We start from the raw sequence: 8,678 nt of genomic DNA, 5'->3' as shown, positions 1-8,678 counted from the left end.
AGGCGCAGGATGTGCGGCCGTCGGCTGACGGGCGGCAGGTCCTGCGGCTCGGGGGTGTCGTCAGCGGAAGCGGACATCCATCGTCGCCAGTCCGAAGATCTTGCGGCCGTCGGCCTTCGCCGCGACGAGCACCACGCCGGTGCGGGTCTCGGGGTCCAGCGACTTGATCCGTCCGCTGAACTCGATGTCGGCGCCCTCGGCGGCGGACACCACCGCCGGCGCCGACAGGCGCACCGCGTAGCGGATGACCGCACCCGGATCCCCCGACCACGACGAGACGAACCCGGCGCCCAGGCCCATGGTGAGCATGCCGTGGGCGATCACGTCGGGCAGCCCGGCCAGCTTTGCGATGTCCTCGTCCCAATGGATCGGGTTGGCGTCGCCTGCCACGCCGGCGTAGTTCACCAGGTCGCCGCGGGACAGCCGGGTGTGGTGCGCCGGCAGTTCGTCGCCGACGCTGAGATCGGCGAAAGACGCTGTGCCCAAGGGGCGGTCGTTGTCCCGGGCGATACGCACCTCCCCGTCGGGGCGCACCGTCTTGTGGTAGGAGGCATCGGAGGCGTCGATGCTCATGATGTCGACGTCGTGCATCATCGCCTTCTGCACGGCCGCCTTGACGCCCGGGTTGATGTCCTCGGCGGTGACACCGACGACGGTGGTGTGCAGGGTGTGCACCCGCTCGCCGGCGGCGTCGGTGAAGGTGTTTGTCACGGTGATCAGGTCGCGGCCGGCGATGCGGCGCACCGAGGTCAGTTCGACGTCGATCTTCAGTTCGTCGCCGGCCACGATCGGCCGGTGCTGCTCGAAGACCTCCTCGGTCTGCATGTAGGTGTCGTAACCGACGACCACCGACTCGAACATCCGGCGGTTGCACGACATGCCCGGGGTCGAGGTGAAGGTCAGCGGGGCGACCAGGCCCGCGTAGCCAAGTCCGGCTGCGGCGTCGACGTCCCAGTGCGCAGGGTGGTAGTCCTGCACGGCGCGGGCGTACTCGCGGACCTTCTCACGGCCGACGAGGTAGGTGCCGTCCATCTGGTAGTAGTGGCCGACCCGGGATTCCAGCGCGGGCGCCTCTGATGCTGCGGTCATGGCTTAGCCCCAACTGTTCGTCCGGCGTGTTCGCTGAGGCTAGCGCATCGCTACCCGGAGGCGACCCTTCCCCGCACCGGTGTGCCCGGCCGGACCGACGTGTCCAGAACGCCGTTACGGATCAGCGCCGTGCCGCCCACCAGGAGGTGTGCCATGCCCGCCGACGGGTGGGTCGGCTCGGTGAAGGTGGCCCGGTCCTCGAACGCCTCGAGGTCGAAGACGGCGATGTCGGCGTCGGCGCCGGCCTGCAACCGACCCTTGCGGCTCATCGACTCCGATGCGGCGGCCAGGATCTGCGCGGGGATCAGCGTGCACTTGGCGACGGCGTCGGTCAGGGCGATCAGCCTGCGCCCGGTGACGTATCGGGCGAAGAACCGGGCGAAGGTCGCCGCGCTGCGGGGGTGGGCCACCGCGTCACCGGGCAGCGGCCAGATGTCGCCGACGACCTCGATGTGGCCGGGCCGCTCCCAGGGCATGGCATCCGAGGCGATCGCGCCGCCGGGATACATCACCGAGATGTCCAGCAGCCGCTGGTGCTCCGGTTCGGTCTCCGGGGACAGGAAGTGCCAGACGATCGGCTGGCCGGGGTTGTCCTTCTGCACCTGCCGCAGGTCCGCCTCGTCGCGCACCGGTTCGCCGGTGGCGTTGAGCACGATGTCCGACCAGGTGCTGCCGGTGCGCTCGCAGTAGCACGGGTCGGCGAGGAAGGCCGCGCCCACCACCGTGGAGGCCGCGCCGTACGGATAGGCCTCGACGGTGACGCGCAGGCCGTGGCGCTGCGCGGCCGAGATCAGGTGCGCGCACCGTTCGATGTCGCGCAGGCTCGTGCTGTTGAGGTGGCAGATGTGCATGTGCGCGCCGGAGGTCGCGGCGTAGGAGATCAGCCGCAGGTACGCCTCCTGCGAGCTGGCCGGGTCGATGTTGGACATGAACTGGATGTGGGTGAACGTCGGAACATCATGGCGGGCAGCCAGATCCGCCACCAGCGACATCTCCTGGACGCCCGATCCGGGCACGTATCCGTTGTTGATCCCGATGCCTAGCGCGCCTTCGGAAAGGCCATGCTCGAGCCTGGACAGGACGCGCTCGATCTGTCCTCGCGAGGCGACGTCGTGTTGCCACTCCGAATAACGGTAGGCGTCCTGGAAGTAGGTGAGGCTGGGCCGGGGTTCGCCCATCTGCGGGTTCAGTTCGGCGATGCGGGCGAAGACCCACGACGCCGACGCGCCGTAGTTGATCGCCCGTCCGGAGCGCGCCTGCTGTTCGTACCAGTCACCGATGGGCAGGATCCCGGACTCCAGTTCCAGCGCCGTGGTGACTCCGTCACAGGCCTGGATCCGGTCGCCCGGCAGCGACTGGGTGTGGCAGTGCAGGTCGATGAACCCGGGTGTCACGACCAGCCCGCGGGCGTCGAGAACCTGCGCGCCGGACAGGTCGGCGTCGGACACCGCGGCGATCGACCCGCCGCGGATTCCCACCGAGCGCACCGCGTCCAGACCTGTCTCCGGGTCGACCACACGCCCGCCGGCGATCACGGTGTCGAATTCCGCCGCGGCCACGGACCAACGATATCCACCGCGCGCTCTGGGTCAGGGTGTTTTGCCGTCGCCCCACTGAAAGCTGTTGACGTACTTGCCCATATCGGCGGCCAGTTCCAGATTGGCACCGGAGGGGAGACCGGGGCCGGACTTCGGCCCGAAGGCGCGGTAGGGCCCCGTTGCGAATGCGATGAGGGCGAGACCGTCCTTCACCGCCGCCATCGCCAGGATCCGCTGGCGGGTGAAGCTGGCCGAGGGGTTCTGCGGCCAGTCGTCGGCGAGCACCCCGTAGCCGGGTTCGTAGCCGACCATGGCGTTGGGGATCTCGTAGGCCACCCTGGCGTCGGGGTAGCGGTTGCGCAGGATCGCGGTGACGACGTCCTCGGCGCTGCGGCCGGCGGCCGGCTCGGAGAACAGTTGCATCACCCCGGTGTCGCCGCCGACGAACCTCGCCGTCACCCCGTTGTCGTAGAGGGTGATCTCGTAGGCCGAATCCGGTGAGGGGTAGGACACCGAGAACTCCCCGCCGGGCGCGGTGAACCGGGGCAGGCCCATGACCGGGGTCCCGGCCGGTGGCCGGCCGCACTCGGGCGGGCACACGTAGTGGGCGATCTTCGGTGTCAGCATCAGCGTCAGGGCGGCCAGCACCACGACCGCCGCGCCCACGGCGGGAACCCAATGCCCCAGCAGCCAGCCGAACCGGGGGCGCCGCAGCGGCGGGGCCAGGTAGGTGCCCGCAGGCAGTCCGAAGCCGGGGTAGCTGTGCTCGGTCAGCGCCGCCGCGGACTCGGCCCCGCTGTCGGCCGGCTGCGGCCGCTCGCCCCGGCGCTCCGCCCGGGACGTGCGGGTGGACGCCCGGGTGGCCGCCCCGCAGGCCGGGCAGAACGCCATGTCGGGCACCACCATCTCGCAGTGGATGCACAGCAGCGGCTGGTCCGGACGGATCGGATCGGGCAACTCGTGCAGCAGCGCCAGCTGCAGAGCCAGCCGCAGCGCGACCAGCGCGAGCACCGCAGCGGCCAGATGGATTGCGGCCATTGTCATCTCGGGCAGGCCGGTGATGTCGATGACACCGACCGCGGTATGGGCGTTCAGAACCAGCGCGGCCAGCGACGCCAGCAACACCCGGACCCGGCTGTCATGGCGGCCGGCGGGGCGGAACCACAGCAGGATCCCGAACACCCCGCCGGCCGCGGCGGCTGTGACCGGGACGGTCACCCCCGACATCAGAGCCTCGACGGCCAGTCCCTGCACCGGGCGGCTGTGGGCGAACAGACCGGTGCGCACCTGCGGCGCGAGCCGGGTCAGGGTTCCCGCGGTGGTGAAGGCCAGCGCCCCCAGCACGCCGACGGTGAACCCGTCCAACGACTCTCGGGACCCGGGCCGGGTCACCCTGACCGCTGCGGCCGGCACCAGCATCAGGGCCATTCCCGCAGCCGGGATGGCGACGCCCTGGCTGAGCAGGTGGTGCAGAGCCAGGCCGGAACTGATCGAGACGTTGTAGGCGTGCGCCACCAGTCCGCCGGCCAGCAGCGCCCAGCCGGCGCCGAGTGCGGCGCCCAGCACCACGGCCAGGGTCAGCGCGGACCGGGGGATGTCGCGGTCGAGACTCGAGGCCCGGAGGTAGAGCACGAACAGCGCCGACAGGCTCAGCCCCGAGACGGCGATCCCGGCGGACGGCAGCCGCAGGAACACCGTGGCGGCCAGCGCGGCGACCGCGGCGACGATTGTCACCTGGAAGGGGATGCGCGATCGCTTCGGAACATGCGGGAACAGCGAACTTGCCAGGTGCGGCAGCAACACCCGCTCCGACGGCGCGGCCCCGAAAGTCCTGGGGCGCAACAGTTCCGGGGCGTCACCGGAGGTGGCGTCCAGAACAGAACCGCACACGCCGCAGAAGTTCCCGGCCGGCACGTCGGACCGGCAGCGCAAGCAGCGCACGACGGGCGCGGTCACGGTACGAACCCGCGTTCGCTGACCAGGTTCCTGGCCAGGTTGTCGACGTCGGGTGTGCCCAGCCCGGTCACCAGGTCGTATCCCGGCCCGGCGTTGGCCACCGCGTTTCCGCCCCGCACGACGTCGTGGAACGCCGGCAGCGGCGCCCCCTCGGCGATGCGGTACAGCAGCGGGTTGAGATGACCCAGGGGCGGGCCGCCCTGCTCGGTCAGGTACTGGTTGATCACCGCCGCCATCCCGGCCCACAGCGGTGCCGACAGCGAGGTGCCGCCGCCGACGAGCACCTGCCGGCCGAAGACGATCTTCAGCCCGGTGAACTGGTCGGCGACCGCCGCCACGTCGGGGGTCAGGCGCCGGCCCGCGCCGGTGTCGAGCCGCAGGCCGGCCTGCCATGCCGGGCGTTCGTAGAGCGCCGAGACGCCCCCGCCGGTGCCCTGCGACAGCGGGGCGTCGAACCAGGCCTGCTCGCCCAGCCAGGACCCGGTCGCATCGGTGCTCAGGGTGGTGCCGCCGACGCTGGTCATCTCGGGCAGCGACGCGACGGCATCCAGACCGACGTTGTCGGCGTCCGGCGGCGACGACCACTCCTGGCCGCCCTTGCACTCCAGGCCGGCCAGGTCGCCGCTGGCGTCGAAGGCGGTGGTGCCGTTGCGGTGGGCGTCGGACAGGGCGGCGCGCACCGGCACCAGGTCGGCGGCGGTGATCAGTTTGTCGCAGCCCCATCCGATGGACAGACTCCAGATCGCGCCGGGGTAGCGACGGTCGGTGTCCCGCATCATCGCCGCGATCTTCTCGTAGGCGCCGTCGCCCGTCACCGTGGGACGGGCGTTGACCAGCACCGTGCGGGCGTCCGGTGCGACGGCGTGGATCGCCTGCAGGTCCAGGGTCGCCTCCCCGCCCGGCGCCGACGGCTGACCGCCGACCACCTCGGGGGTGAACTTCGGAAGGCCGAACGTCTCGGCGAACATGTCCAGGTCGCCCTGGTCGAAACCGTCGAAGGAGAACACCACCACGGTGGTGCCCTTGCCGGTGAATCCCGCCTCGCGCAGCGGCGCGATGTTGTAGGCGCGCAGCAGGGTCTGCGGCGTCAGGCCCTGTCCGGGAACCTCCAGCGGCAGCTGCCAGCGGTCGGCCCGGTGGTGCGGGGTGTAGCCGAGAATGCGGCCGAACCCGGCAACCTCGCCGCGCACCGCCTCCGGCACCCCGGGCTGTTGCGGCGAGGCGTAGAACACCCCGCCGTGCCCGCCGCGGTAGTCGCGGACCTCAACGCCGAACGCCGCGGCGACCGCACGCGCCGGTCCGGACAGGATCGCCCACTGCTCGCCGGCCTGCCAGCGCAGCTCCAGCCCGCGCCGGTGCGCCCAGTCGCCGAGCTTCCCCGGCTGCGTGCCACCGGTCAGCTCCGCCGTCAACTGCACGCGCCGGTCCCCGGCCGGGCCGAGGTCGATCGACGCGCCGAGCAGGGCCGCGTACGGGCCGGTGATCCGGCCGGCGTCCGGGCGCTGGCCGCCGTGCAGCACCGCGATCGCGGCGGCATTGACGGCGGCATTGACGGCGACCAGCGCGGCCGCCGTCAGCGCCCGCCGCCTCCTGGCGCTCAACGACGCTGCCGGGCGGGTGGGTGCATGACCGACATCCTGCTCTGCCCGCCGCGGCGGCGCTCGGATTCCACCCGGCGGGGCGCACCGCAAGCCCCGCCGCAAGCCTTAGCCTGATCGCCATGCGGACCCTGCTCGCCGCTCTTCCGCTGCTGACGGCGGTGCTGGCGTGCGTCTGCGTGCTGCGGCCCGGGTGGCGCCGGATGCACGTGCCGGTGCTGGGCCTGGCGGTTCTCAACCTGGTGCTGACTCCGCTGACCAGTGGGGAGTGGTTCTACCAGCGAGCCGAGATCCCCGATTACGACCAGGCGATCGCCCGGGGCGACTTCACCTCGTATCAGGACCTCCTCGGCCGGCACGACCCGCGCCTGCTGCCGCGGATGATCGGCATTGCCGCGGCGCTGCTGGCCTCCCTGGCGGTGTGGGCGGTGCTGCGGCTTCGCGGCGCGCGCGGCAGGCCGGTCTCCGCCCCGGCGTCGGCGGTCTCCGCCGGGGCGGTGGTGCTCAGCGTGCTGGCGATGCTGAGCCAGGTGTATCTGGTGATGACGCGCCTCTAGCTTCGGCGGTCCCGATGGCGGCCAGAAGGACAACGGCCAGCAGCGGAGCCGCGATCGTCACGCTCAGGGCCGTCGCGTCCGGGACGCCCTGACCGCGGATGTGGGCGAGCACCCCGATCAGCGGCTGGAAGATCAGTCCCCCGATACCCATGATCATCATGTTGGTGAAGCCCATCGCCACGCCGGAAAGCTCCTGCGGGGCTTTGTCTTTGACCATGGTGAACGCCAGCGCGTAGAAGGCGTTGGACACTCCCAGGGCGAACATCGCCGCCGACAGCGCGATCTGGCCGCGCAGCACGAAAAGGATCAGTGCCATCGCGGTGGCCGTCCCGACCGCCCCCAGGGCCAGCAGCAGCGCCGGCCGTCCCCACTGCGCGCACAGCCACGCCGAGCCGAGGAACCCGGGTAGGCACCCCCAGAAGTAGAAGGACGCGCACACCGATGCCGCCGGCAGGCTCATGTGGTGGTACTCCTGGAAAAACGAGACGCCCCAGAGCATTCCGAAGGCCACGCCCGCCGAGGCCACCAGCCCGCCCGCCGTGGCCCGGGACAGGATGGGCAGGGAGGTCAGCAGCCGGGTGATCCGGCTCAGCGGCGGCCAGGCCGCCTCCGCCGCGCTGCCGGGGACCCGGCGGTTACGCACGAGTCCGACGATGAGCAGCAGCAGAGCCGCCGAGAACACCCCGCAGGCGATCATCCCGGACCGCCACCCGGCGTGCTCGACGATGAAGCCCAGCGTCTCCTGACCCACCGCCGCGCCGGTCATGCCGGCCACCTCGGTCAGCGCGGCCAGCAGGGGGAAGTAGCGCGCCGGAAACCACTGCGCGGCCAGGCTCATCGCGCACACCACGGTGGGCGCGGCGCCCAGGCCCATCAGGATGCGGGTCGTCTCGGCGGAGGCCATCGACTCCGAGGTCGAGAAGAGGAAGGCGGCGACGGTGCACAGCGACGCCCCGGCGATCAGAACCGACCGCGGACCGAAGCGCGACACCAGGATTCCCGCCGGAACCTGCAGCGCGATATAGGGATAGTAGAAACTCGACGACAGGCCGCCGAAGCCCGCTTCGTTCAGCGACAGGTCTACCACCAGACCCTCGCGCATGACGCTGGGAAAGGTCTGCAGCACCATCTGGAAGAACACGTACATCGCGGCGGTGGCGAAGACCACCCGGCCGCGGGCCGAGGCCGGCCCGGCGTCGCCTGGCGGGGCGGGTCCGGTGCTCATCGGCATCGACTCAAACACGGTTGCGGTAGCTTTGGGCACCAACTGGTCTATTTGGTTCCGACGAACCCCGCGTCATCCATAGCGATCGGAGTGCGCCGTGGCCCGTCGCGAGATCGAGTTCGCCGCAGCGGCGGTCGCGGTCGGCTTGCTGGCCGGACTGGCCGGCGCGGCCACCATCGTCGTTCTGCACTTCGTCGAGCACCTGACGTATCACTACCGGGTCGGCAGTCTGCTCGACGGCGTCGTCGGGGCGCGGCCGGTGCGCCGCGCGGTTGGCCCGATGCTCGGTGCCGCGTTGGCCGGACTCGGCTGGTGGCTGCTGCGCCGGCGCGGGCCGGTCCCCGGCGTCGGCGAGGTGGTGTCCCGGCCCGGGCCGCTGCCCCGGCTGGCGATGACCGCCGACGCCGCGCTGCAGACCCTGCTGGTCGGGTCGGGGGCCTCCCTGGGCCGGGAGAACGCTCCCCGCCAGTTCGCCGTTGTGCTGGGGGATCTGGGGCTGTCGCGGTGGTCTCTGACGGCGCGGGACCGCCAGATCCTGCTGGGCTGTGCCGCCGGGGCGGGCCTGGCCGCGGTGTACAGCGTCCCGGTCGGCGGTGCGCTGTTCGCCCTTCAGGTGGTGCTGCGCACCTGGGAACTGCGCGCTGTCGGCACCGCGCTGCTGACTTCGGCACTGGCGGTGGCGACGGCATCGCCGGTCACCCACGACCAGCCCGCG

7 protein-coding genes are annotated in these 8,678 nt (G+C 71.6%); 2 read left to right on the top strand and 5 right to left on the bottom strand.

Annotated elements, in window-relative coordinates:
• Nucleotides 1–60: 60 nt before the first annotated feature.
• From ACKOQ4_RS00910 to ACKOQ4_RS00895, 4 genes are read right to left on the bottom strand one after another with little or no spacing between them, the layout of a single operon-like run.
• Nucleotides 61–1,089 (bottom strand): fused (3R)-hydroxyacyl-ACP dehydratase subunits HadA/HadB, encoded by a 1,029-nt coding sequence (locus ACKOQ4_RS00910; protein ID WP_526287889.1) that lies wholly within the window; start codon nucleotides 1,087–1,089, stop codon nucleotides 61–63.
• A 50-nt stretch (nucleotides 1,090–1,139) separates the two neighbouring features.
• The gene (locus ACKOQ4_RS00905) at nucleotides 1,140–2,648 is read right to left on the bottom strand and encodes an amidohydrolase family protein (protein ID WP_526287887.1); all 1,509 of its coding nucleotides are present in this window, start codon (nucleotides 2,646–2,648) and stop codon (nucleotides 1,140–1,142) included.
• Between the two features lie 30 nt (nucleotides 2,649–2,678).
• Complete coding sequence (locus ACKOQ4_RS00900) at nucleotides 2,679–4,583, bottom strand: zinc ribbon domain-containing protein (protein WP_526287885.1); 1,905 nt, start codon at nucleotides 4,581–4,583, stop codon at nucleotides 2,679–2,681.
• The gene (locus ACKOQ4_RS00895) at nucleotides 4,580–6,184 is read right to left on the bottom strand and encodes a S53 family peptidase (RefSeq protein WP_526287883.1); all 1,605 of its coding nucleotides are present in this window, start codon (nucleotides 6,182–6,184) and stop codon (nucleotides 4,580–4,582) included. The genes ACKOQ4_RS00900 and ACKOQ4_RS00895 overlap by 4 nt, the downstream gene beginning before the upstream one ends.
• Before the next feature lie 119 nt (nucleotides 6,185–6,303).
• Between ACKOQ4_RS00895 and ACKOQ4_RS00890 the strand changes: the two genes are divergently transcribed.
• Nucleotides 6,304–6,738: a hypothetical protein gene (locus ACKOQ4_RS00890; RefSeq protein ID WP_526287881.1), complete on the top strand. Its 435-nt coding sequence runs from the start codon at nucleotides 6,304–6,306 to the stop codon at nucleotides 6,736–6,738.
• Here the strand turns inward: ACKOQ4_RS00890 and ACKOQ4_RS00885 are convergent.
• Nucleotides 6,686–7,963 carry an MFS transporter gene (locus ACKOQ4_RS00885; protein WP_526287879.1) on the bottom strand — a complete coding sequence of 426 codons (1,278 nt, stop codon included), beginning with the start codon at nucleotides 7,961–7,963 and terminating at the stop codon, nucleotides 6,686–6,688. The genes ACKOQ4_RS00890 and ACKOQ4_RS00885 overlap by 53 nt on opposite strands.
• 97 nt (nucleotides 7,964–8,060) lie before the next feature.
• On the opposite strand from ACKOQ4_RS00885, the gene ACKOQ4_RS00880 reads away from it, so the two are divergent.
• Nucleotides 8,061–8,678: chloride channel protein (locus ACKOQ4_RS00880; protein ID WP_526287877.1), on the top strand; the 618-nt coding region annotated here is incomplete at its 3' end.

The organism is Mycobacterium sp., assembly GCF_046095365.1.
GTDB lineage: Bacteria > Actinomycetota > Actinomycetes > Mycobacteriales > Mycobacteriaceae > Mycobacterium.
Note: the sequence above shows the minus strand (reverse complement) of the source record. Positions and strands in the feature narration are given on the sequence as shown.

Excerpts from the sequence above, each read along its gene's own strand:
- ACKOQ4_RS00910 (WP_526287889.1), bottom strand. The coding sequence starts at position 1,089 with ATGACCGCAGCATCAGAGGCGCCCGCGCTGGAATCCCGGGTCGGCCAC.
- ACKOQ4_RS00890 (WP_526287881.1), top strand. The coding sequence starts at position 6,304 with ATGCGGACCCTGCTCGCCGCTCTTCCGCTGCTGACGGCGGTGCTGGCG.
- ACKOQ4_RS00885 (WP_526287879.1), bottom strand. The coding sequence starts at position 7,963 with ATGAGCACCGGACCCGCCCCGCCAGGCGACGCCGGGCCGGCCTCGGCC.